The organism is Pseudomonas sp. W2Aug9 (assembly GCF_023127755.1).
In the GTDB taxonomy this organism is placed as follows: Bacteria; Pseudomonadota; Gammaproteobacteria; order Pseudomonadales; family Pseudomonadaceae; genus Aquipseudomonas; species Aquipseudomonas synxantha_A.
On sequence record NZ_SPKL01000039.1, the window covers coordinates 19,186 to 43,523 of the forward strand.

General features: G+C 58.0%; 21 protein-coding genes. 6 read left to right on the plus strand and 15 right to left on the minus strand.

Annotation, left to right across the window (positions count from 1 at the left end; translation table 11 throughout):
* Window positions 1-12: 12 nt before the first annotated feature.
* Both E3O56_RS26620 and E3O56_RS26625 read right to left on the minus strand, forming a co-directional pair.
* Window positions 13-1,065, minus strand: coding sequence for an FAD-binding oxidoreductase (locus E3O56_RS26620; protein WP_078821255.1), 1,053 nt, complete (start codon window positions 1,063-1,065; stop codon window positions 13-15).
* Window positions 1,066-1,079: 14 nt separating this feature from the next.
* The gene (locus tag E3O56_RS26625) at window positions 1,080-1,640 is read right to left on the minus strand and encodes a cysteine hydrolase family protein (protein ID WP_248129213.1); all 561 of its coding nucleotides are present in this window, start codon (window positions 1,638-1,640) and stop codon (window positions 1,080-1,082) included.
* Between the two features lie 179 nt (window positions 1,641-1,819).
* Between E3O56_RS26625 and E3O56_RS26630 the strand changes: the two genes are divergently transcribed.
* Window positions 1,820-4,018 carry an OsmC domain/YcaO domain-containing protein gene (locus tag E3O56_RS26630; protein ID WP_032880895.1) on the plus strand — a complete coding sequence of 733 codons (2,199 nt, stop codon included), beginning with the start codon at window positions 1,820-1,822 and terminating at the stop codon, window positions 4,016-4,018.
* Window positions 4,019-4,144: 126 nt separating this feature from the next.
* Here the strand turns inward: E3O56_RS26630 and E3O56_RS26635 are convergent, their stop codons facing one another.
* The 7 genes from E3O56_RS26635 to E3O56_RS26665 all read right to left on the minus strand — a co-directional run bounded on the left by E3O56_RS26635 (window position 4,145) and on the right by E3O56_RS26665 (window position 14,687).
* A complete protein-coding gene (locus tag E3O56_RS26635) occupies window positions 4,145-5,311 on the minus strand; it encodes a cystathionine gamma-synthase (RefSeq protein WP_248129214.1) in 1,167 nt (388 codons plus the stop codon).
* Window positions 5,308-6,684, minus strand: a complete 1,377-nt coding sequence (locus E3O56_RS26640) for a cystathionine beta-synthase (protein ID WP_248129215.1) — start codon at window positions 6,682-6,684, stop codon at window positions 5,308-5,310. The genes E3O56_RS26635 and E3O56_RS26640 overlap by 4 nt, the downstream gene beginning before the upstream one ends.
* Window positions 6,685-7,018: 334 nt before the next feature.
* Window positions 7,019-8,380: an RHS repeat-associated core domain-containing protein gene (locus tag E3O56_RS26645; RefSeq protein WP_248129216.1), complete on the minus strand. Its 1,362-nt coding sequence runs from the start codon at window positions 8,378-8,380 to the stop codon at window positions 7,019-7,021.
* Window positions 8,381-8,482: 102 nt separating this feature from the next.
* Window positions 8,483-11,953, minus strand: a complete 3,471-nt coding sequence (locus E3O56_RS26650) for an RHS repeat domain-containing protein (protein ID WP_248129217.1) — start codon at window positions 11,951-11,953, stop codon at window positions 8,483-8,485.
* Between the two features lie 216 nt (window positions 11,954-12,169).
* Window positions 12,170-12,652 (minus strand): VOC family protein, encoded by a 483-nt coding sequence (locus tag E3O56_RS26655; RefSeq protein ID WP_103735024.1) that lies wholly within the window; start codon window positions 12,650-12,652, stop codon window positions 12,170-12,172.
* Window positions 12,653-12,717: 65 nt separating this feature from the next.
* Window positions 12,718-13,437: an SDR family oxidoreductase gene (locus E3O56_RS26660; protein ID WP_032880906.1), complete on the minus strand. Its 720-nt coding sequence runs from the start codon at window positions 13,435-13,437 to the stop codon at window positions 12,718-12,720.
* Between the two features lie 65 nt (window positions 13,438-13,502).
* Window positions 13,503-14,687, minus strand: a complete 1,185-nt coding sequence (locus tag E3O56_RS26665) for an MFS transporter (RefSeq protein WP_103735026.1) — start codon at window positions 14,685-14,687, stop codon at window positions 13,503-13,505.
* Between the two features lie 94 nt (window positions 14,688-14,781).
* Here E3O56_RS26665 and E3O56_RS26670 point away from each other — a divergent pair, with 94 nt between their 5' ends.
* Together E3O56_RS26670 and E3O56_RS26675 are read left to right on the plus strand one after the other, a co-directional pair.
* Window positions 14,782-15,675 (plus strand): LysR family transcriptional regulator, encoded by an 894-nt coding sequence (locus E3O56_RS26670; protein ID WP_248129218.1) that lies wholly within the window; start codon window positions 14,782-14,784, stop codon window positions 15,673-15,675.
* A 160-nt stretch (window positions 15,676-15,835) separates the two neighbouring features.
* On the plus strand, window positions 15,836-16,147 hold the full coding sequence (locus E3O56_RS26675; protein WP_103735028.1) for a hypothetical protein: 312 nt from the start codon (window positions 15,836-15,838) through the stop codon (window positions 16,145-16,147).
* Window positions 16,148-16,295: 148 nt separating this feature from the next.
* On the opposite strand, the gene E3O56_RS26680 is transcribed toward E3O56_RS26675, so the two are convergent.
* Complete coding sequence (locus E3O56_RS26680; RefSeq protein ID WP_078821265.1) at window positions 16,296-16,595, minus strand: hypothetical protein; 300 nt, start codon at window positions 16,593-16,595, stop codon at window positions 16,296-16,298.
* Between the two features lie 296 nt (window positions 16,596-16,891).
* Between E3O56_RS26680 and E3O56_RS26685 the strand changes: the two genes are divergently transcribed.
* Window positions 16,892-18,106, plus strand: a complete 1,215-nt coding sequence (locus tag E3O56_RS26685; protein ID WP_248129219.1) for an aldose 1-epimerase family protein — start codon at window positions 16,892-16,894, stop codon at window positions 18,104-18,106.
* A 99-nt stretch (window positions 18,107-18,205) separates the two neighbouring features.
* On the opposite strand, the gene E3O56_RS26690 is transcribed toward E3O56_RS26685, so the two are convergent.
* Window positions 18,206-18,745, minus strand: a complete 540-nt coding sequence (locus E3O56_RS26690; RefSeq protein WP_103735031.1) for an AAA family ATPase — start codon at window positions 18,743-18,745, stop codon at window positions 18,206-18,208.
* Between the two features lie 168 nt (window positions 18,746-18,913).
* Complete coding sequence (locus E3O56_RS26695) at window positions 18,914-19,534, minus strand: LysE family translocator (protein WP_148853956.1); 621 nt, start codon at window positions 19,532-19,534, stop codon at window positions 18,914-18,916.
* Window positions 19,535-19,724: 190 nt separating this feature from the next.
* On the opposite strand from E3O56_RS26695, the gene E3O56_RS26700 reads away from it, so the two are divergent.
* Window positions 19,725-20,240, plus strand: coding sequence for a GNAT family N-acetyltransferase (locus tag E3O56_RS26700; RefSeq protein WP_103735033.1), 516 nt, complete (start codon window positions 19,725-19,727; stop codon window positions 20,238-20,240).
* A 323-nt stretch (window positions 20,241-20,563) separates the two neighbouring features.
* On the opposite strand, the gene E3O56_RS26705 is transcribed toward E3O56_RS26700, so the two are convergent.
* From E3O56_RS26705 to E3O56_RS26715, 3 genes are all read right to left on the minus strand, one after another.
* Window positions 20,564-21,697 (minus strand): sensor histidine kinase, encoded by a 1,134-nt coding sequence (locus E3O56_RS26705; protein WP_032880919.1) that lies wholly within the window; start codon window positions 21,695-21,697, stop codon window positions 20,564-20,566.
* Between the two features lie 157 nt (window positions 21,698-21,854).
* Window positions 21,855-22,094: a hypothetical protein gene (locus E3O56_RS26710; RefSeq protein ID WP_032880922.1), complete on the minus strand. Its 240-nt coding sequence runs from the start codon at window positions 22,092-22,094 to the stop codon at window positions 21,855-21,857.
* A 154-nt stretch (window positions 22,095-22,248) separates the two neighbouring features.
* Entirely contained in the window at window positions 22,249-23,163 is a 915-nt protein-coding gene (locus E3O56_RS26715; RefSeq protein WP_103735035.1) for a LysR family transcriptional regulator, read from the minus strand.
* Between the two features lie 144 nt (window positions 23,164-23,307).
* On the opposite strand from E3O56_RS26715, the gene E3O56_RS26720 reads away from it, so the two are divergent.
* On the plus strand, window positions 23,308-24,318 hold the full coding sequence (locus E3O56_RS26720; protein ID WP_148853957.1) for an NAD(P)-dependent alcohol dehydrogenase: 1,011 nt from the start codon (window positions 23,308-23,310) through the stop codon (window positions 24,316-24,318).
* The last annotated feature ends 20 nt before the right edge of the window (window positions 24,319-24,338 follow it).

Below are 24,338 nucleotides of genomic sequence, written 5' to 3' on the forward strand. Positions count from 1 at the left end.
GCCCGCAATCGTCTAACTCTTTTCAGGATTGAAAAAGCGCTCGGGTCGGCAAGGCGCCAGGGCAGGGGACGTTATGCTCTCCATGATCTCTTCACTGACCAACTGCCCCACGATGGCCGCAAGTGTCACGCCTGGATGCATCACGCAGACATACACACCGTTGGCACTCGGCAACTCGCCAATGATCGGCAGGCCATCGACGGGGATGGGCCTGAGCCCGACGCACGCCAGTTGTGGCTGGATGGAAGTGACGCCCTCAAGCTCACCGGCAATGGCCAGGGCGGTGCGGCGGGCGATGGCGGCGGGCTGATGTTCCGGGGCGTTGCCAAGGTAGTCTTCGGCTGCCAGCCAAATACCCTCTGCACTTTCGCGTACTTCCATTTCAGGGTTGGAAATGAGCGTGTGCACAATCCCGGGCGGGGCGCTGTAGCGGATGAAAATCGCTGGCGAGGCGTCTATCGGCAAGGGCAAACCCAGCAGGCTTGTCAGTGCTGCCGTGCCCGTTCCGGCTGCGAGCACCACCCTGTCGGCATGGATGACGCCCCGGCTGGTTTCAACGCCGGTGACCTGCGAACCCTGCCTGCTGAAGCCCAGCACTGGGTTGTGTGTCAGCAGCCTGGCACCGAGGGCCTGGGCGGCGGCTATTAACGCATGGGTGGTTTGTACAGCGTCCAGTGCGCCTTCTTCGGCTTTGAACTGAGCGTATTCAGGCGGGTTTTTCAACTGCGGCTCAAGTGCCTGGATACGCTCACGAGTGATCCGTGAGTTCGCCCTGGGTTGAATGTTTGGGCCGTAACACAGGGCGCCCGTCCAGCGTATCTTCACGTCGGGCAACTCATGTTCCAGGCGGTGATACGCGTCAATCGCAGCACTGCGCAATGAGGCGATGGGGTCGGGTGCGTCGCAGGTAGTGTTTATCCAGGCAAACGAAGTAGCCGTGACCCCGCAAGCAACGTCACCGGCATCGACCACCGTCACCTTCGCACCCTTGCCGGCCAGGTGATAGGCCAGTGAAGCCCCGACGATACCGGCGCCAATGACCACAATGCGCTTGCCCTGATTCATGTCCGCTCTCTCTGTTAACAATGGGTGAGGATTTCACCGCTTTGGAGCACCCTGGCATAGTCCATCGCGAGGTTACTGAGCGATAACGCGTGCACGTCTTCGGCGAGCCACAGGCGTCCCGACAAGTCGGTTTGATCGAAAGTAAAACAGGCATCCGCCGCCACGATTACGTCGAACCCCAAGTTGCCCCCAGAGCGTGCGGTGGCCTCTACTGAGTTATTAGTGATGACGCCTACGATCACCAGTTGTTTGATCGAGCGCATGTGCAGCCAGCGTTCCAGGCCCGTGGCGATGAAGGCATCCGGTACATTTTTTTCCACCACATGCTCGTGGCCCAGGGGTTGCAGCGTGTCTTGGAATTCACAGCCTGGTTGGCCTGGCCAGAACACCGAGCCGGGAGAGCGGGAGATATGCCGCACATGGACGATCGAGCGTTGCGCCTGTCGCCAGGCATTGAGCAACTGTTGTATGCGCAGTTCGGCGTCTGGGTTGTTGCGGCGGCCCAGGGCGGGATCGGCCATGCCTCTCTGCATATCAATGATCACCAGTGCAGCGTTCGTCGCTATCGGTTCCATGGCCTGTCCTTGTAGGGATGAGTATCGCGATTCAAGTGTGGGAGCGGGCTTGCTCGCTCCTACAGGTCGGTTGGACGTTACCACCGATCGGCAACCCATACGCAAAACCCTGAGACTTCCCGGCGAAACGCTTCATAATGGCCGCCAATTTGTTTAGCTCGTTATTCTGGTGTGCCCGCATGGAAATTAAGGTCAACTTTCTCGACAACCTTCGGCTTGAAGCCAAGTTCGATGACTTCACGGTCATTGCCGACCAGCCCATCCGCTACAAGGGCGATGGGTCGGCACCGGGGCCATTCGATTACTTCCTGGCTTCGTCGGCGTTGTGTGCGGCGTACTTTGTGAAGTTGTACTGCCAGACGCGCAATATTCCCACGGAGAATATTCGCCTGTCGCAGAACAACATCGTCGACCCGGAAAACCGCTACAACCAGATTTTCAAGATCCAGGTCGAGCTGCCGGCGGACATCTCGGACAAGGACCGCCAGGGCATCCTGCGTTCCATCGACCGTTGCACCGTGAAGAAAGTGGTGCAGGCCGGGCCGGAGTTCGTGATTGAGCAGGTGGAAAATCTCGACGCCGACGCCCAGGCGTTGTTGATGCCCAATTCCACGTCCGAGGCGGGCACCTACATTGCTGGCAAGGACCTACCGCTGGAGCAGACCATCGCCAACATGTCCGGCATCCTCGCCGGGCTGGGCATGAAGATCGAGATCGCCTCGTGGCGCAATATCGTGCCCAATGTCTGGTCGCTGCATGTGCGCGATGCGCATTCGCCGATGTGCTTTACCAACGGCAAGGGCGCGACGAAGGAGGGCGCACTGGCGTCGGCGCTGGGCGAGTTTATCGAGCGGCTCAACTGCAATTTCTTCTACAACGACCAGTTCTGGGGCGAAGAGCTGGCCAATGCGCCGTTCGTGCATTATCCGGATGAGCGCTGGTTTCAGCCGGGCCCGGACGATGAGCTACCGAGTGAAATCCTCGATGCCTACTGCCTGAAGATCTACAACCGCGAGGGCGAGTTGCGCGGTTCGCACCTGTTCGACACCAACTCGGGCAATGAAGCCCGAGGCATTGTCTCGCTGCCGTTCGTGCGCCAGTCCGATGGTGAAGTGGTGTATTTCCCGTCCAACCTGATCGAAAACCTCTACCTGAGCAACGGCATGAGTGCCGGCAACACCCTGGCCGAAGCTCAGGTGCAGTGCCTGTCGGAGATTTTCGAGCGGGCGGTGAAGCGCGAAATCATCGAAGGCGAATTCGCCCTGCCGGATGTACCTGCCGAGGTGTTGGCCAAATACCCTGGCATCCTCGCCGGTATTGAGGGGCTGGAGGCCCAGGGTTTCCCGGTGCTGGTCAAGGATGCATCCCTGGGCGGTGAATTTCCGGTGATGTGCGTGACCTTGATGAACCCGCGCACCGGTGGCGTGTTTGCCTCCTTCGGTGCGCACCCGAGCCTGGAAGTGGCACTGGAGCGCAGCCTCACCGAGCTGCTGCAAGGCCGCAGCTTCGAAGGTTTGAACGACCTGCCGCAGCCGACCTTCGAAGGCCAGGCGGTGACCGAGCCGAACAATTTCGTCGAGCACTTTATCGACTCCAGCGGCGTAGTGTCGTGGCGCTTCTTCAGCGCCCAGTCGGATTACGAGTTCGTCGAGTGGGACTTCTCGGGCCACGGTGAAGACTCTAACGCCCAAGAAGCCGCGACGCTGTTCGGCATTCTTGAAGGCATGGGCAAGGAGTGCTACATGGCGGTGTACGAACACCTGGGCGCCACCGCCTGCCGCATCCTGGTGCCGGACTATTCGGAAATCTACCCGGTGGACGACCTGATCTGGGATAACACCAACAAGGCGCTGTTCTTTCGCGAAGACATCCTCAACCTGCATCGCCTCAACGAGGACGAGCTGCAAGCCTTGGTCGAACGCCTGATTGAAAGCGAGCTGGACGACTACACCGACATCACCACCCTGATCGGCATCGAGTTCGACGACAACACCGCGTGGGGCCAGTTGACCATCCTTGAGCTGAAGCTGCTGATATTCCTGGCCCTCAAGCAGTATGAAGAAGCCAAGGAATGCGTGGAGATGTTCCTGCAGTACAACGACAACACCGTCGAGCGCGGCCTGTTTTACCAGGCGATGAACGCGGTGCTGGAGATGGAGCTGGATGACGACCTGGAGCTGGCCGACTACGAGGCCAACTTCCGGCGCATGTTCGGCAATGAGCGCATGGACGCGGTGATTGGTTCGGTCGACGGCAGTGTTCGGTTCTACGGGTTGACGCCGACCAGCATGAAGCTCGAAGGGCTGGACCGGCATCTGCGCTTGATCGACAGCTACAAGAAGCTGCACAGTGCACGAGCCAACATCACCCAAGGCTGATTACGCAGTTGATTTAATGTGGGAGGGGGCTTGCTCCCGATAGCGGTGTATCAGTCAACAAATACAGTGACTGACACCCTGCTATCGGGAGCAAGCCCCCTCCCACATTTTGCTCGATATTTGACGTTAGATGTGTGCCAAGGCTTGGGCTAAATCCGCTCGCAAATCCTCCACATCCTCAACCCCCACCGACAACCGCACCAGCCCATCACCAATCCCCAACTGCGCCCGCGTGGCCGCCGGGATGCTCGCGTGCGTCATGATCGCGGGGTGTTCGATCAGGCTTTCCACACCACCCAGGCTCTCGGCCAGGGCGAAGATGCTGACGTTCTCCAGAAAGCGCCTGGCACCGGCCAGGTCACTGTTCAAATCCACCGAAATCATCCCGCCAAAACCGCGCATTTGCTGCTTGGCCAGCGCGTGCTGTGGATGGGATTTCAGGCCGGGGTAATACACTCGCGCCACTTGCGGTTGCTGTTCCAGCCAGGTGGCCAGCTCCAGGGCATTGCTGCAATGGCGCTCCATGCGCAGCGCCAGGGTTTTCACGCCGCGCAGGGTCAGGAACGCATCGAACGGCCCGGCAATGGCACCGACCGAGTTTTGCAGGAAGCCCAGGCGTTCGGCCAGGTCCGGATTGTCACCGACAATGGCGATACCGCCGATCACATCGGAATGCCCGTTCAGATACTTGGTAGTGGAGTGCACCACGATATCGAAACCCAGTTCCAGCGGCCGCTGGATCCACGGGCTGGCGAAGGTGTTGTCGGCCACGCAGATAATTCCGCGGGCACGGCAGATGCGTGCGACGGCGCGCAGGTCGGTGAGGCTCAGCAGCGGGTTGCTCGGGGTCTCGACCCAGACCATGCGCGTGTCGTCCTGCAACGACGCTTCAAAGGCCGACAAGTCGCTCAGGTCGATATAGCTGAAACGGTGCCCAGCGCTGCGTTGGCGCACCTTGTCGAACAGCCGGAAGGTGCCGCCATACAGGTCATTGCCCGAAACGATATGCGCACCGGCATCGAGCAATTCGAGCACGGTGGAAATCGCCGCCAGCCCCGACGCAAATGCAAAGGCCTGGCTGCCGCCTTCAAGGTCGGCCACGCAGCGCTCCAGGGCAAAACGCGTGGGGTTGTGGGAGCGGCCGTAGTCGAAGCCCTTGTGCACACCGGGGCTGTCTTGCAGGTAAGTGGAGTTGGCGTAGATCGGCGGCATCAGCGCGCCCGTGGTCGGGTCGGGTGACTGCCCGGCGTGGATCACACGGGTGGCAAACGCGCTTTTATCGGGCTGACTCATGCAAGGGATCTCCGTAGGTGATTAAGCAGGTCGACGCGGGTGATCAGGCCATGGAAGCCCGAGGCGTCGGCAATAATGGCGACCAGGCCGCGATCCAGTTCTGCCTGCAGTTCGGCCAGGCTGGCGCTGGGGGGCAGGGTGTGCAAGGTGTCGGTCATGGCGCTGGCGACGGTCATGGAAAAGTCCGCCGCGTCATGGTGCAGGCCCAGCAGAATGTCCGATTCGTCGATCACGCCCGCCAATTGTTGGCCGTCTACCAGCACCGGCAGTTGCGACACATCCGCCAGCCGCATGCGTTGGAACGCAGTGAGCAGGGTGTCGTCGGGGCTCACGCTGATCACACGGCCGTCTTCGAAGCGGCGGGCGATCAGGTCGCGCAGGTCGCCGTAATGTTTGTACTGCAGCAGGCCGGCGTCGTTCATCCATTGGTCGTTGTAAACCTTCGATAAATAACGCGTGCCGGTGTCGCACACAAAGGTCACCACGCGCTTGGGCTCGGTTTGCTCGCGGCAGTAGCGCAGGGCAGCGGCGAGCAGGGCGCCGGTGGACGAGCCGCCGAGAATGCCTTCGGCCTTGAGCAATTGGCGGGCGTGGTCGAAGCTCTCTTCATCGCTGATGGAGTAGGCGTGGCGCACGCTGGACAGATCGGCAATCGACGGGATGAAGTCTTCGCCGATGCCTTCCACGGCCCAGGAGCCAGGCGTTTCAAGTTGCCGGCTGCGGCTGTATTCGGCCATGACTGAACCCACCGGGTCGGCCAGTACCATCGTGAGATCGGGCTGCACACGCTTGAAAAAACGCGTCAAGCCGGTGAGGGTGCCGGCCGAGCCGACGCCGACCACAATCGCGTCGACGTCATGTTGGGTCTGCGCCCAGATCTCCGGCGCGGTGCTGGTTTCGTGGGCCAGTGGGTTGGCCGGGTTGTTGAACTGATCAGCAAAGAACGAGCCCGGAATATCCTTGGCCAGCCGTGCCGCCACGTCCTGGTAATACTCCGGGTGGCCCTTGCCCACATCGGAGCGGGTGATATGTACTTCGGCGCCCATGGCCTTCAGGTGCAGCACTTTCTCCGTGGACATCTTGTCGGGCACTACCAGCACCACCCGATACCCCTTGGCCCGGCCTACCAGCGCCAAGCCCAGGCCGGTATTGCCTGCGGTGGCTTCGATGATGGTACCCCCAGGACGCAAGCGCCCATCACGCTCGGCGGCGTCGATCATGGCCAAGCCGATGCGATCCTTGATGGAACCGCCAGGGTTTTGCGATTCAAGCTTTAGAAACAGCGTGCAAGGGCCGGTATCGAAGCGGCTGACCTTGACCAGCGGCGTGTTACCGATCAGTTCAAGTACGGCAGGGCGGGATAGGGTGGGCATGTCGTCACCTGGTTACGGGATGGGCACAGGGTGGGGGACAGCAAATCACAGCATGGCTTGAAACATAGGCCGGTATCGCCCGGGTCGCAACCGGGCGGTCCGATGCATGACTTTTTTTGGCGCATGGGTGATGCGCAGGAGGGGAGATGGTGGAGATCAAATATGGTAGCTGTCGAGCTTTGGCGAGGCTGCGAAGGCGGCGGCACTGTCGGCATTTATGTTGCCTGACCCACCGCCATCGCGGCCTCGCTAAAGCTCGAGCGCTCCCACATCGGCGTTCGGCTATGGCCATTTCTAGGCATAGCCGGACGCTTTTATGGCTCTATCGGACGAGCTATCGAACCTTCAGCCAAAGTTTCATAAAAGAGCCCCAAGGTAACCATGTTAAGTCGCCAATGGTGTTATTGATTTGGTTAGCCACATCAGAGTCAAAGGCTTCAGTATTTCCAAGCGTCCCAGTGGTAAAGAATGCGACCGTGTTGGCTTCAGCCGCAGTAAAGAAGTTTTTGGCCCGCTTTCCTTCTTCCAATGCCTTCACAGCCTTGCCTGGTATCCGCCCGACCATGTATGGGGGCTTGCCATTTGCAAAATCCCCGTACAAGCGACGATAGTCTTTGAATTGTCCGAGTCGTCTAAGTCTTGGGATCAAGTTCGGGACGGTTCTAGAAAGAAGGTTTCTGGCCATCGCGATTCCAGAGCGCCCCAGGTACAGGGCAAGAGAGGCGACTTTTTTAACGAGCATGGCCCCGCCGCCCAATACTCCTGTGCCCAAGGATACCCAGGCGAGAATACTCGAGAGTTCAGGATTGGTATCTTGGGTAAGCACCGACGCGATATTTGCCGCTAATGACACGACCGCGAGCCCGACCAGCGCAGCCGTAAGCAGTAAAGATGTGCCCCCACTCACGATGGCGGCCAATATGCCAATCGCACCGAAAATCCAGGTGCCCAATGGATTATCGGGCCCGAGCGAGATGGGTCCAGGCTCGCGCCCTTGGCCCTGCCATTGATTCCACAAAGCGTCATTCACTGAAAAATGTCCGCTGGGGTCGCTGAAATTGACTGGATCACCCTCGGCGCAGTAGGCATACAGATTAGGGCCACCTGGCCCGAAAGGGCTGAGGCTGTCCGGAGTGTAGAAACACATGCTGGAAGCTGAGTAATAGCGTCCTTGTCCGCCCGCCCCCAAAACGTATTGACCCGTATCGGCATCAAGGAATTCGCCCTTGAAACCCAGCATGGAATCGGTCTCGGCCGGGGATTGCTCGCCGTATGCCGTATAGGCGTGATGCCTGAGAGTTTGGGCCTGAAGGTCATAGCTGGCCCATACCGTGCCATGGGCGTCTCTGAGTTCAAACAGGGTTCTTTTCACGCCCGAGCGTTTGATCTGTAGAACCGTACAGCCCTCGCTCCCGGGATTCAGCTCCCGGCTGCTGTCGTTATTGGCAGTCGAATATTCTCCACACACCGTTAGCCCGTCATAGATGAGTTGAGTTTGCACGCCGTTGTTGTCCCGGATCATCAGGCGGTCGGAGGGATCATAGCTATAACGGATACTCCCGGCCTGGATCAATCGACCGAGCCAGTCATACGTGTATTTTTTTCCCGAAGCGTCCTGTGTCACCCGCCCGGCTGCGTCGTACCTCAATGTGGCGGCTTCGGGGTAGTCCGAATGGCTGTTGTAGACTGTCGCCAACCGAAAACCATTCAGGCTATCGTTGCTGTTGGTTGTGGTGTTCTTGAACCCACCAAAGCTTGTGACGCAAGTGGTGACATTTCCCAATGCATCGTAAGTGAACTATTGCTTGTCGATGTCCTGGTTTTTTGGGGTCTTGGGTCGCCATACGCCCGTGGTGGTATAGGACTTGAGTCGCCCGCCCGGCGTGTAAGCCATGATGCGTGACCCCAGCACGATGTTGTCCTGTTTCAAGAACACCGATTTCAGTTTGCCGTCGCCGTAATACGCACTCTCTATTTTGAGATCAACTTTGCCACTGAGTGTAAATCGGCGACTGGTTTCACGCCGTTCTGCGTCGTAGGTATATGTCACATCGAAAGTGACCTTCGGATCGGTTGAGTTAATAGGACCAATAATCAGCTCCTTACTCAAAAGTCCCTGACTGTCATAATTATGGCTACACGTAAAGTGGAAATTGTTGGCTGCATAGCGTTGATCTCCGCTGTAAAGGAACAGTGTCTTATTACCTGTAGGGTCTGTATTGGTGAGCAGGCGTCCACCGTGTGAATACTCGGAAAATGTCTCTTTGGTTTGACCGGGCTGAGTTTGTATATGCTGATTAGTTATATACAGGTTGGCGTCATGATTGTACTCGAGAAACTTTTCGCCCTCGCTCGCTGACGAGATCTTCTGTGCCCCATACGCGTAGGTGTAAGATTGCTGCTCGGTGCGGTTGGTCGTGCCGGTGTTTGCCAAGCGGTTGCCAAGTTCCTTGATGTATTCATGTTGGAGTAGAGTGCCATCGGCGGTTTGGGTTGACGCAGGGACTGAGCTGGCGCCTATATAGGTATAGGTTTCAGTGCACTTGCCGCGGGTGAGTGAGGTGACTCGGCCCCAACTGTCGATGGTGCGTTTGCCCAGTATGTGGCGGTTATTCGAGAATTCGATATCGATCTGGGTGGCTTCGGTCATCAGCCAGTGTTTAGGGTAAGTGTAGTAATAGGTGTAGACCAGGCTGGGGGCCAGTATTCCGTTGTTCTTTTCGCTATGTTTTTCGCTCAACAGACGGCCACTGCCATCGTAAGCGTAATCAATGGTTGTATCGCCCAGTTCACCATCCGTGTGCAGTTGCTTGATCTGCCTGGCGCGGGTATAGGTGGCAGTCTGGGTCTGATAAATGTTGCCCTCCTTGCCTCTCCATTCAATCTTCTTGATGGTCTCATCCAAGTTATAGGTGGTAATTGTTCTGTGCTTGTCGGTTGCCTTGCCGGTCCATTGTGTAAGCGTCAGTGCGATGGGGTCTTTGAGGTCGAAATCTTCCCTGCCGTTGCTGTAGCGTCGTCCGCTGACCCGATTCCAGTCATCATATTTCAACTCCTGCCATTCAAGGAGTTGGAGTGGCATATTCTGGTAATCATACTGGGTGGTACGTAGTTCACGCCCAATACGGTCGTAGCTGACGGCTTTGATCAGCTTTTTTTGGCCATCTTCGATCAAGTATTCACTGACCAGTCGGTCTTGGCCATCGTATTGACTCAAGCGGGTTTGCCCATTGGGGGTGGTCATTTGTATCTGCCCGGGGGCCGGGTAAGTGTAGGTGGTGACTTGGCGATAGGTAGTGCTCTGCGCGCACACTGTCAAAGTGCTCAGTTGGCCGTTATTGTTGTAGCTGTACTCGGTGCGGTTGCCATCAACGTCGACTTGGCGAATGAGGCGTCCGTCAAGAGTGCTCTTGGTTTCCGAAGAGGTGCGGCTGTTACCTTGTTCATCGGTTTCGGTCGTTGTGGTGGTAAGTTCGATATTACCCACGCCCCCCAAGGCATAGGCGAACGAACGTAGAGGGTCACTCACCAGGGGCGCCAAATGTTTATTGCCCAATGTCGACCGGCGGATGCTCTTCACACGTCCGGTGCGAAAGTCTTCGATGACATTGCCTTCCTCTGTAACGTTAGCCTCGAAGTATTCGTACTGTTGGCCTACCAGCGCGGCATCGGCAAATTTATCCGTCGCTAAACTGCATTGCAACGTACTGTAAAGTCTGGCCTCCAGCGAGGGGGTCATTTCATATCGGTGAAGTTCGAACTCGGCAACATTACGCAAGCCGGGGATCAAGTCGGACAGCCCAGGGATGATTGCCAGTAAACCGGGTGTTTCGACAAACTTGGTATCCAGCGCGGCAGATGGGAACAGGCTCTCATATGTATAGTCTGCGGTTTCCCACTGAGTGCCCGGTTTGTCATTTTGTTCTTCCTTGGAAGCGCGTGCGATTGCGCTTAGTAATTCGCGGGCTTTTAGCGTACCGTTGCTATGTTTCAAAAAATTGTAAATCGGGTCTGTAAATGAGCGTAGATAGTCCATCTCGGTAGTAATGGTCTGTTGTTGGTTTTTGATAAGGCCAGAACTATCGTTAAAAGTATTCTTGTTCGTCGTTGTCCGGCTTCTGTTCGCTTGTTGGTAAGTTACTCGGGTTTCACGACTATCAAGGTCATCATCCTTACTCATGTTATACGCTGTCAGGGTTTTGGCAGAACCTTGGGAGAGCGTCTCAGTCTTGACGTCATGTTCATCGTCGTATTGATAAACCGTGGTGCGAATGGCCGGTACGCCCTCAGCCATGATCGTCCGGTATTTTTTTTCATCTTGACGCTCATACGCATAGGTTGTAATAACAGGCGTGCCGCCACCCGTTGGGGTGAGCGTGTGAGTACTGACGCAAGGCAACGCTGACAACTGTGGGTTGTCCGGAAATGTCAGTCCGTTGTCTTTATATTCGACCGCCTCTTGGAGTCCGTCGACATTGGTGATCTTGTTCAACAGCCAACCACACACCGGATGGTCCAAATACTCCAAGGTGGTTTTGTGAGTATTCCCGAGGGTAACGGACTGCAGGGCGTAATCTTTAAGTGCCAACGTGTAGGTGAGGGTTTGAGTTGCATCATCAGGCCAGAACATAATCTTGACTGTCCCAATGGCCGGCGATGTATCGGGCGCGGGGGGCGTGTATTCAATCTTGAGCAAGTTTCGCTTGGTGCTGTCCGTGATGCCTGTTAATTGAAGTTGATAATACGTTTTGCCCTCTATAACGTGGGGCGTTGATGTCCATGTGAAATATAAGTTTTTCGACTCCTTGAGGTCGGGATTATAGGTTGTCAATATTTTTGGTACATAGATGCCTGTGTTGTCCAGCAATTCCAATACTTCATGTCTTGTGTCCTTGCGCATCACGGTCAGTTGGTTGTTGAACCAGGAGACATTAACGGCATCGTTTTGTGGGTCAGGATCGATACCTTTTTTTATATTTAGTACTTCGCCGGAGTGCAATGTTAAACGGTTATGCGCAGTGCTATAAGTGGTTAGCCCAAAAAAACAGCCATCCCCCAATGCAAACAGGTTATTGAAGGTGGGGGCACAGTGAAGCCCCATTTCAAACACAGGGCCGCTGCCGTCGTTACCGACGATTGAGGGGAGGGGAATAAAGGCCTCGAACAGGCCTGTGCGTGGATCGACCACGTTGCGTTTTTGAGTGGTGGCGTTAAAAATCGGATCGTTCTCGGAATCGCTAGGGTCCGTACCCATTGGATTGTGGGCCATGTTCATTTCCTTATGTCGTAGTAGGCCCCCTTCGTGGGGGAGATATGCACTACTTGAAAACTACACGGTCGGTAAGCCTGCGATAACTGTAAGAGTTCACAGTATTTTATATTAAATAGTTTTTGAATTTATTATTTTAATCTCCTTTGCGAATAAGGATGTTTGTGATCTGTATGAAAGGTGGAGGCCTTCAAGTTCGGATCGACATCATGCACATCAACGTCCGGCCACAGCGTCTTCTATAGTTGCAATATCAATCTTGGTCATTTTCATCATCGCCTCAAACGCACGCTTGGCGATGGCAGGATCTTTGCTGGTAACCGCATCGACCAACACCCGTGGCGAGATCTGCCACGACACCCCCCACCTGTCCTTGCACCAGCCGCAGGCGCTTGCCCGCCCACCATTATTGATGATGGCATTCCACAAGCGATCGGTTTCTTCCTGGTCATCCGTAGACACCTGAAAGGAAAACGCTTCGCTATGCTTGAACATCGGCCCGCCATTGAGGCCGACGCAGGGGATACCCAGCAAGGTGAATTCCACGGTCAGCTCATCGCCCTGTTTACCCGCCGGGTAGTCGCCAGGCGCATGGTGCACGGCCTTCACTTCGCTGTCGGGGAAGGTCTTGGCGTAGAAAGTCGCGGCCTCCAGGGCATCGTTGTTGTACCAGAGGCAGATCGTATTTTTGTTGTTCATCGCAAGGCTCCTCGGGTTGGACGGTGCGTGAAGTCTAGACGATAACCGCGGGCGTTCTACCCCGTTTAGAACCGCTCATCCAGGATCGCCGGCAAGGTGATGTCCTTGACGAAACTGGCCGGCGACAAGTTCAGCGTCATGCGCACCACTTGCACCACGTCATGCACCGGAATCGACTGGCCTTCACCGCGTTGCGCCGCCACTGCGAGCGGTGTGCTCAACGGGTCTTCGGTGTTCAGGTAGCCCAGGTTGAGGCAGGTCACGCCCAGGCGCTGATGCCGATAGCCTTCACGCAAGGCATCGGCAATCCCGCGCAACGCAAACTTGGAGGCACCGAAGGCCACCTCCGGGCGGCCACTTTGCGGCAGGCCGGAGGTCGAGCCCGTCAGGATGATCCGCGGGTTGGCACTGTCGAGCAGCACCGGCAGCAGGCGTTTGATCAGCAACAAGGTAGCGGTGATGTTGCACGTGACAATGGCTTCGAGCTGCTCATCACTGTCGGCCAAAAAGTTGTACGCCGGGTCGAAGGCAAATTCTTCCCAGATACCCAGGTTGTAGATCAAGGTATCCAGCCCACTCTCGGCCACCGAGGCTTCAATGGCCTGGGCAGCTTTGGCGGGTTCGGCCAGGTTGGCTTCGATCCAACGCACCTGCACATCAGCCTTGTGGTTGAGCTGTTCTGGACGGCTGCGGGATACACCGATCAGCGTATCCCCGGGTTCGCCCAACCCCTCGATCAGCGCCTTGCCCAGGCCTTTGCTGGCGCCCACTACCATGGTTTTCATTACGCGTCTCCTTGACTGAAGGGCGTAGTTATAAGGCAGTTGGGTGGGGCTTTCCAGCCTGCTGTTCAGGCTTGCACGGCTTCCCGGCAAGTGCGTAAACCCGCACGCCGCGAGCGCCAGGCCAAACCCAGCACCATCAGCAAGCCCAGGCCCGCCATGATTGCACCGGCCAGGGAAATAGCCGGGTAGCCCAACCCGGCGTTGATCACTGCGCCACCCAGCGCCGCACCAATCGCATTGCCAAAATTGAACGCGCCGATGTTCATCGCCGACGCCAGGTTAGGCGCATCCTTGGCGGCCTCCATCACACGCATCTGCAACGGCGGTACCAGCGCAAAACTGGCGGCACCCCATAGCAGGATCGACACGGCGGCAGGCAGCGGCCATTGCATCAGTACCGAGAAGGCCAGCAGCACGGCAATCAACACCACCAGCGAGGTGATCAAGGTACGGTCCACCGAGCGGTCGGCCGACTTGCCGCCCCACACGTTGCCCAGGGTCAGCCCGATCCCGAACAGCACAAGCATCCCGGTGACGAAGTTGGTCGAGGCGTGGGTGACGTTGCGCAGAATCGGCGCGATGTAAGTGAACACCGTGAACATCGCACTGGAGCCCACCACGGTCAGCGCCAACGCGGCCAGCACCGGCCCGCGGCCCAATACGCGGATTTCCGCCATCAGGCTGCCACCTTTAGGCGCGGGTGCATTCGGCAACGCCCACCACAGCGCCGCCATCACCACCGCACCGAGGCCGCTGATCCCCCAGAACGCCGTGCGCCAACCAAAGTTCTCGCCAAACCAGGTCGCCAGCGGCACGCCGCCGATGGTCGCCAAGGTCAGCCCGAGAAACATCGCCGCGACCGCCCCCGCGCGTTTCTCCGGCGCTACCACGCTGGCTGCCACAATCGAACCAATGCCAAAAAACGCCCCGTGGTTCAGCGACGTCACCAGCCTTGCGACCATCAAGGTCTGGTAGTTGGTGGCCAGCGCCGACAACAAATTGCCCAGGGTAAAAATCGCCATCAGCCCGATCAGCAAATAACGACGCGGCACTCTCGCCGTGGCGAGGGTCATGATCGGCGCGCCGATCAGCACGCCCATGGCATAAGCACTCACCAGCAGCCCGGCGGCTGGAATGGATACGCCAAGATCGGCGGCAATACCGGGCAACATGCCCATGGGCGCAAACTCCGTGACCCCGATGCCGAAGGCACCGATGGACAAGGCTACAAGGGGTGGATTGATACGCATGGTTGACTCCTCATCTGTGTGCCGAATGCTACAATCCAGCCTTTTCAAGCAGTAGCCCTTGCTCGGGAACTACAGCTTTGCGCAGGAGGCACAAATGGACATCGGCGGTCGGTCAGGAGAGATGGAAGTGTTCGCCATGGTCGCCGAGCAGGGCAGCCTGTCGGGCGCGGCGCGAGCCCTGGGGCTGACGCCATCGTCCATCAGCCGCATCATCACCCGCACCGAAAAGCGCATCGGCACCCGACTGCTGCTGCGCACCACTCGCGCCATCACCCTCACCGCCGAAGGCGAAGCCTACCTGCGCGGCGCCCGGCGCATCCTCGCAGACATGGCCGAAGTCGAAGACGCCATCACCGACCAGGGCACCCCACGCGGCCGCCTGCGAGTCAGCGCCGCCCTGGCCCATGGCCGCATGACTATCGTCCCGCTGATCGCCGCCTTCAGCGCCCGCTATCCGGCCATCGTCGTCGACCTGATGCTCGGCGATGAAGTGGTGGACATCCTCGGCGGCCAGGCCGACGTCGCCATCCGCTTCGGCCCCCTCGCCGACAGCCCCCTGACTGCTCGTCATATCGGCTCCACCGGGCAGGTGATCGTCGCCTCACCGGACTACCTGGCAAAACATGGCACCCCGGTGTTGCCGCAGGATCTACTCCGGCACAACTGCCTACGCTTCAACTTTCGCCGAGCGGCGCCGGATTGGCCGTTCAGGGCGGATGGGCGGGAGTTTTCGTTGAAGGTGGCGGGGACGATTGAGGGCAACAGTGGCGAGGCATTGGCACAGTTGGCAAAGCTGGGGGCAGGGATTGCGCGGATTGGGGCGTTTAGTGTGGTGGAGGAGGTGAAGCGGGGGGAGTTGCTGGTGTTGCTGGAGGACTTTAACCCGGGGGATGTGGAGCCGATTCATGCGGTGTTTGTGGGGGGAGGGGCGATGCCGGCGCGGGTTAGGGCGTTTGTGGATTTTTTGGTGGAGAGGCATGGGGGTTGAGGAGGTGCGGGTTTAGGTCTGGATTTGTTGGGAGGGGGGGATCGGCGGATTTCGGCCAATAGCTGCCTGTCGGAACCGGCTGAAATAGCCCCAGAGCGGTCATCTCCGCGTTCCAGTATTATCATGCCGATCTTCGGACTGTTTATTGGTAGGTTGATCCATGGCCAGAAGCGTTAGGCTTCAAAAAAAACTGCATACACGGCATCTGATGGAGACAGCTGAAGAGGTGGTACTTGATGACAGCCTTGTTGGAAAGCTATGGGCGCTCAATCAAGGTGACAGATTTGAGTTGAATTCAGCTTCTCTCAGTTCTGCAGCCGTTCAAAAGTACCGCTTGGAATACGTGATAACGAGAGGCCCTGTTCCTGGGCACTGGCTGTACACAAAATTTGACCCCGAGGAACTTGTATTATTTTTTACGGCAAAAGACTTTGACGGCATTTGCCATGGCTGGACTCTGTTTGACGAGTGACAACCTCAGCTTTAGCTCTCTGAGAGGCAACTCTGGGTCGATTGTAGCCGGTCGCAAAAGACCGGAACTGGCCGTTTACGGCCCGTGAGAAATAACCAGTTTCTCCTCCACGCGCTGGCCTGCCTTGCTCCAGCGCACGGAGCCCTTTCTAGCTAACCGTTGTAGAGTGCGCTTCTACCTCCGAAGCCTGCTCCCGCAATCGACGCGCGATAACATCCATCAGATCACACCCATCCCGCAACGGTATCGCCAGTAGTTGAGCAAAATCCGAAAGCACCACGCAGTCAGCCTCCACTTCACCCCGAAAAGCGATGTTTTCCAATACTTGAGTCACGGTGCGAATGCGATAGTCAGCCATCGCTTGCAGCACATCGAGCGGTGCTTGCGAGTCAATGAGCAGGGACGCTGGAACCCGATCGATTCCAGTAAGAGGGATATATCTTTCCATTTTTGAAACTCCGATAAATGCAATGATTTACCGATAATCAGGTCGCTAAACCTGATCGCCACATGGGCGACCGGGAAACTATAAGTGTCGTTGCAGCCGACGATCAACGCAAAGGTTGTAACCGGCACGGATGGACTGAGGCTCGAACGCCGCTCACTCCACTTTTTCGCTGCAGTCTGCTCCCGACTAGCCTCATTCCCTTCTTGATATTTCCCCGCACCATCTCGCTCTTTAAGCTTGCTGAAACGTTTCATCGAGTTTATAAAACCCCCACAACTCCAATAAAGGCCACCGCTATGACCCCGCTAAAACTCCTCGTTGCCCTAAGCACACTCTCCGTCACCTCCCACGCCATGGCCTGGGATTACGTCCTGCTCGACACCGACAAAGCCGCCCAGAACTGGCAGATCACCAGCCAGCAGCTCGGCGTACAAACCGCCAAGCCCTTCAGCGTTACCCTGCGCACCTTGCACGGTGGTCGGCAGGAGGGGGTGAGCATCGTTGATATCGATAACGGCACGATGAAGCTTTCGGTGGTGCCGACTCGCGGTATGAACGTGTTGCAGGCTTCGGTCGGCGATGTGCGCATGGGTTGGGATTCGCCGGTCAAGGAAGTGGTCAATCCGTCGTTCATCGAGCTCAATGGCCGCGGTGGGTTGGGCTGGCTGGAAGGTTTCAACGAGCTGGTCACCCGCTGCGGCTACGAGTGGGTCGGCCACCCCGGCATCGACAACGGCGAACTGCTGACCCTGCACGGGCGGGCCGCCAATATTCCTGCGAATAAAGTCACGCTGCATATCGATGAAAAACCACCGTATGCCATCACCTTGCGCGGCGAGCTGAAAGAGCAGGCGTTCAAGAAGGTCGACTTCTCTGTCGCGACCGAACTGGTCACCCAACCCGGCAGTGTGGTGTTTGCCCTCAATGACACCCTGACCAACAACGGCGACTATCCGAAGGAATACCAGGCGCTGTATCACAGTAACTTCAGCACCCCGTTCCTGGAGCAGGGCGCGCGGTTCGTAGCGCCGGTGAAGCAGGTGTCGCCGTTCAATGACAAGGCCAAGGGCGAATTGGCCGACTGGCAAACCTATCGCGCACCGACCAAAGACTATGACGAAACAGTCTACAACGTGGTGCCGTATGCCGATGCCAAGGGCGATACCTTGACCGTGCTGCATAACAAGGCCGGCAGCCTGGGCGTTTCGGTTGGCTTCAATACACAGACACTGCCGGTGTTTTCCCTCTGGAAAAACACCGACACCCAAGGCCAGGGCTATGTCACGGGGCTGGAGCCGGGGACGAGTTTTTCCTACAACCGTCGTTATCAGCGGCCACTGAATCTGGTGCCGACAATCAGGCCGAAGGAACACAAGCAGTTCCGCATCAGCTACAGCCTGTTGGCGGACAAGGCCGCTGTGGATAAGGCTTTGAAGCAGGTCAGCGAAATTCAGGATGGGCGTGAGACTGAGGTGCGGCAGACGCCGTTGGTTGATTTGACCAAGGAATGACGCCGCCTGGAGCATCATTGCGATGTCATTGATGTTGAGCACCCACGCTTATGCGGGGTGCGGCAACATTAACGACGGAGTGAAGCCGTCAGCCGACGATCAATCTGGCGTTGTCTGGCCAATCGAACGTCCAATGCTTGCAAGAAAAATCCGGGTATCCCGATTGGACCGCAGATGAACCACACGGCAGGCGGGTGGGGCAGCCTCCACGAGTTGTTGCATCTTTACTCGCGCTGATTCTTTGGTCTGCCACATGAATCTAAAAAACTCCGGCAGGTTCGCCAGTCGTTCGGGGCAGTTCTCCGGCAAGTCAGGCCGAGTCTGACCGCGTTTGAGCAGCGTCCTGAGCAATACGCGCCAGAATCGGAGCGTCGCCGAACGGTCAATCCATATCAACAGATCTGCGCGGGCCAGCCGGTTGTCCCAAGTGGTTGAATGGCCTCCTTCGAATATCCAGCGTTCACGGGCCTCGACCTCAAGGCAAAGCTGCGTCTTCGCGTCGCGGCTGCGTTCGATCCACCCTGGCTGCCAGTGGATAGTGTCGATATGAACGACCGGCAAACCCGTGCACTGACCAAGCTTGCGCGCCAAGGTGCTTTTGCCTGACCCAGGTTGACCCACAATCATCACCCGTCGCATCTAAGCTCCTTCTCGCTGTGCGCGCTGAATTTTTGGGGTGGCGATTCTACGTCAATGCCTGTCTGCGTCAACGTGCTCACGCAAACCCAAGAGCGCCACCTTTTATCCAGGCACCCCGTGCCAACGTTGGCGGCCTTCGCGAGCAAGCTCGCTCCTGCAGTCGTTGGGTTAGGCCCGGCGAGCGGTCAACAACACTGCCGCCGCCGCTGACAACAGCCCCGCGCAGCAACGATTGAAGATGCGCTTGCCCCTTGGCTCGGCAAACCAGCGGCGCATATGCAGGCCCATGTAGGCGTAGGCGCTGATGGCGATCCATTCCAGGACCAGGAACATCGCGCCCAGCAGGGCGAACTGTGCGGTGATGGGTTGGTCAGGTACCACGAACTGCGGCAGGAAAGCGGTGAAGATCAGGATGGCTTTCGGGTTGCCCGCCGCCACCAGAAACTCCTGCCGTGCCAGAGCCCATAAGCCGACCTGGTGAGCGGCTGTTGGTGACTCTGCCTGTGGTTGCGCACGCCATAGCTGATACGCCAGATAAAACAGATACGCCGCGCCAAGTATCTTGATCCCGTAAAACAACAACTCCGACGTTTGCAGCACTACCGCCAACCCGGCGGAGGCGAGGGCGATCATGCCGGCAAAGGCCAGCAACCGACCGAGACCTGCGAGGCAGGAGGTGCGGTAGCCGTAGCGGGTGGCGTTGCTTACCGACAGCAGGTTGTTGGGGCCAGGCGCCATGTTCAGGGCGAAGCAGGCAGGCAAGAAGAGGGCGAGGGTGGCGAGGTCCATGGCGGCTCCGGGTTTGGTCGGACGAGAGCGTTGAGGATAGGGGCAGTCGGCAGGGACAGCAATGAGGCTGGCAGTGTATCTGCGTGCCGGAGCGCAAGATCTTTATTTAGTCCCCGGCGAAACTGATTTTGTCATAGGCCCGTAGGCACACTGCGAAGACAAGATTCAGTGCACGATGGAAGGAGCCCGCATGATTCGCAGAGCATTACCCACCGACGCAAACGCCATTGCCCAAGTGCATATCAGCAGTTGGCAAGAGGCGTATCGCGACCTGATGCCCACCGACTACTTGAACGGGTTACAAGCCACCCTGGCTCAGCGCGAAGCCTATTGGCGTCGCTCGATAGCCGCGGGCGAACCGGAAGTATGGGTCGCAGAGGTGGACCAGCAGATTGTGGGGTGGATAGCCGTTGGCGCCAGCCGTGACGAAGAGGCCGCCGGGGCAAATGCAGGGGAGGTTATGGCCATCTATGTTCTGACCAGGTATTGGCAAACGGGCGTCGGGCTGGCGCTGTGGAACGCGGGCTTGCAGGCGTTGGTTCAGCAGGGGTATGACTGCCTGACGCTTTGGGTCCTGGCCCGCAATGAACGGGCCATGCGCTTTTATCGCAGGGTCGGTTGTGTCGAGGACGCAGGCAGCGAACTCAAGATTGAGAGGGGCGGCGTCACACTGGTGGAGGTGCGGTACAGGTTGTCCTTTACCTGAGTTTTTGTTCCAAACAACCGATCAGCCAGTTGCCGGCCTCGCTCCAGCCCTTGCGTCGTCAACCAAATCGACTTGTTCTTGTTGACCGGGTTCAGAATATAACCATGCCGGTCAGTTAAACGTAGATCTCCTGTGGGAGGGGGGCTTGCTCGCGAAAGCGGTGGGTCAGTCAACACCAATGTTTGCTGGGCCGACGTCTTCGCGGGCAAGCCCGCTCCCACATTTGATCTGCGCTGCTTTGAGTATTTCGTTCGCTTAACTGACTGGCATTAGGGCTTGCCCCTTCCCATCGGTTCAGGGGCGCGCCGAAGCTGTGTTGATACCTAGGCTATCGAATTGAGGGGAAGCCGCACATGAAACACCGTGCCGTGTTCGGTATCAGAGCTGACCTCAATCGATCCGCCATGGGACGCGACGATTTCCGAGGCGATGAACAGGCCCAGGCCCAAGCCTTCTGTGGGGCCGTGATTGACGGCAGTACGCTGAGAGAAGCGGCCCATCGGGTTGAAGATGAACGGCAGCACATCCTCAGGTATCGCCTCTCCACTGTTGTGCACGGAAAATACCGCGAAATCTTCCTGTAACTCCAACTCGACCTGGATAGGCCGCGTGGTGTCGCCGTGCTGCACGGCGTTGCTGACGATGTTCGAGAACACCTGCTCCATTCGGGCGCCGTCGAACTGGCCCGACGCCTGGGTCTTCGAATCGAACAGGATGATCGCTTCAGGATGAAACGTGCGGATTTCTTCTACGACACGCTGGCAAAGCGGTGAGAGATCTATATCGGCCGTTCTGACCGGAATGCCCGGCCCCATCTGGCAGCGGGTCAGGTCGAGCAAGTCGCCGACGATCTTGCTCGCTCGACGCACACTGGTGTAGATCTGGTTGGCCACTTTGTTCGCCTTGGGGCCTGCATCCTGGGAGCGCCGCAGCACGTCGGCACCCAGCAGGATCGCGCCGAGCGGCGTGCGCAGGTCGTGGCCGAGGATGCCCAGAAACACGTTGCGCGATGCCTCGACCGCGCGCGAATAGCTGGCGATGGACTCGGCGAGCGCCTGGTCAATGGCCTCGTGGAAACGGGTCATGTCGTCAACGTTGATCGGCGTGCCGTCCTTGATCTGGCGCATCCACTGGCTGACCACACTGGTGCGCAGGGCGCGGTATTCCGACACCATCTGATCGATGGTGAAGCCGGCCATCAACCGCGTGATGGCGTGGATTTCTGCCGCGGTCTCCTGCTCCTCCGCGGGGGCCAGGCCCTGGGCCTTGGCGATTTGCTCTTGGCGGGTCTGTTTGGTTCGCAGGTCGCTGACGATGGCTCGCAACATCTGCTCGGCATGGTCGCGCAGCGCCACGCTGTCGAGATCCTCGCCCGGGGTGTCGAGGGTTCTGGCGAAATCTTCCCAGGCTTGCAGAATCGGTTCGAGGTGCTCAAGGATGAAATCGGCCAGGCGCATGTCTGTAATCCTGAAGGGTAGGGCACAAGAGCGAGGCTGCGCAGATGCAGGGAAATTCCCGGCAGTGTAGGAGGTTGTTCGCAGCTTTAAAAGCGCGGCCGGGGGTAGCGATAGCATTGATCCACTCTGCGTGCCGACAGAGTTCATCCCGCTGACGCTAAAACCCGAGTGTCAGCGACCTCAGCTTGCGCTCTACAATGCTGTCAAAATGGCTTGCCAGTTGCTCACAGCGCTCGGATGTCAGCCCCTTGCAGCAGGTTATTCCCAGAACAAACCCCTGGGCTTTGGCCCCCCCTTTTACTGCAAGAATCATCGACCCCGCGAGTTCGATCTCGCGAAGGAGTCTGTCAGCCTGTCGCTTTATGGGGCCGGGCAAATCGTTGAAGGCTTCTTTCATGGCTTGTCTCCGCAGCATTCATTACACACAAGACATCTGAGGCGCTAACGGCCTCTTCTTGTAGCATCGACCGAAGGAAGGTTGCGGAGTTTCGCAGTGGGCCGGTAGGAAGCGATGACGTGCAGCCTGTTACAGTTTTCAGTGGCGCTACGGCTTACTTGTGCAGCCACTCGGCCTGTAGCTGCACGAAGTTCTCCTGCAACCATTCAATGAATACCTGCACCTGCGGCGCCAAGTGAGTACGGCTCGGGTACAGCAGCGACACCGGGCGTGGGGCAGGCCGATAGGCGTGCAGGATTTCCACCAGCGCGCCGCTGTGCAGATGTTCTGCCACGGTGATGCCGGGCGCCTGGATAATGCCGAAGCCCGACACGCCGCACTGCACGTAGGCGTTTGACTCGGTGACGGTAATGCCCGCTTGACTGACCAGGGTTCGATTATGACCCTTGACCGAGAAATGCCACGGCAATATACGGTTGCTTTGGCCGGACAGGAAGTTGACGCCTCGATGGCCGGCCAGCGCTTCAAGGGTGTCTGGGTGGCCATGGGCACGCAGGTAGTCGGGGGCCGCGCAGGTCACCATGGTTGCCCGGGCGATGGGACGAGCGATGAGGCTGGAGTCAGGCAAGTTACCTATGCGCAACGCACAATCGATACCTTCGCCAACCAAATCCACGGCCCGATCAGTCACGCCCAGCACCAGGTTGATGCCGGGGAAACGGTCGGTGAAGCCCTTGAGACTATCAATGAATTTCATTTGTGCGAAGGCGGTCGGGATATCGATCCTCAGACGTCCCGCGAGCGTCGCCCCGGTGCGGTCGAACATGCTGGTGGCGGCGCTGATATCCGCGAGAATGTCCTGCACGCGTGCGTAAAAGCGTTCGCCCTCGGCAGTGAGGGCGACTTTGCGGGTGGTGCGCTGGAACAGGCGTACGCCCAATGATGCCTCCAGCTCCTGGATATACCGGGTGACTTGGGGGCGACCGATGTTCAGTGATTGCGCGGCCTTGGTAAAACTGCCGAGCTCCGCCAGCCTGGCGAATAGGCGCATTGATTCGAGTAATTGCATGACAGCCCTGAATGTGATTGTTGTCTCAGGATAGAACAAAGCTGTCTTTTTCTGCGTATTTATTGCGCGCCGCCGCTGGCCAATGATGAGCCCCTGGCAAACCGATTGCGGTTTGCGGGTATTACCTGCATTTGGAGACTCATCATGAAAGCGTGGTTATTGAAAGACTTCGGCCTCGACAACCTGCAACTGGGCGAAGTAGCCACCCCACAACCGCAGGCTGGCGAGTTGTTGGTCAAGGTCGGGGCCGTCTCGCTGAACTATCGCGACAAGGCCATCGTCGACGGCATTTATGAACCGCATAAAGTCCCCAAACCATTGATTCCAGTGAGTGATGCGGCCGGCACCGTGGTAGCGCTGGGGGATGGGGTGACTCGCTTCAAAGTCGGCGACCGGGTCAACTCCCATCTTTATTCACGCTGGCTGGATGGCGCGCCTGGGCCGCACGAACCGGATTACTGCTTTGGCTCGCCGCTACCGGGCGGATTGGCTGAGTACATGATCATCCACCAAGACAGCGCTGTGGCTGCACCTGCCAACATGAGCGATGAAGAGGCCGCGACATTGCCTATCGCGGCGCTCACTGCCTGGTATTCGCTGGTCGACTTCGGCCAGATCCAACCGGGGCAAACCGTGCTGGTGCAAGGTACGGGCGGGGTGTCGATATTCGCCGTGCAAATCGCCACCGCGTTGGGTGCGAAAGTGATTGCAACCTCAAGCCGCGATGACAATCTACAGGCCGTGAAACGCCGGGGCGCGGTCGCTGGCATCAACTATCGAACCACTCCGGACTGGGCTGGCGAGGTACTGAAACTCACCGACGGCAAGGGTGTCGACCTGTTGCTCGACGTGGCTGGCGGCAGCGGCGTCAACCAGTCAGTGGCAGCCACCAAGGCATCCGGGCGGATTGCGCAGATCGGCTTTTTGACCGGTCAGACGGCGGCGCTTGATTTGATGCCGCTGATCTTTCGGCAGACAACCCTTCGCGGTATTGCGGTAGCACCTCGGTCATCGTTCGACCGGATGAATGAATTCCTCAACCAACACGATATTCGCCCTGTTATCGACCAGGTGTATCCGTTTGAGCAGGCACGTGAGGCTTACGCGCATTTGGCGAAGGGTGCGTTTGGGAAGGTAGTGATCAAGGTGGGTTAACCGACCTTGATCACTGCAAT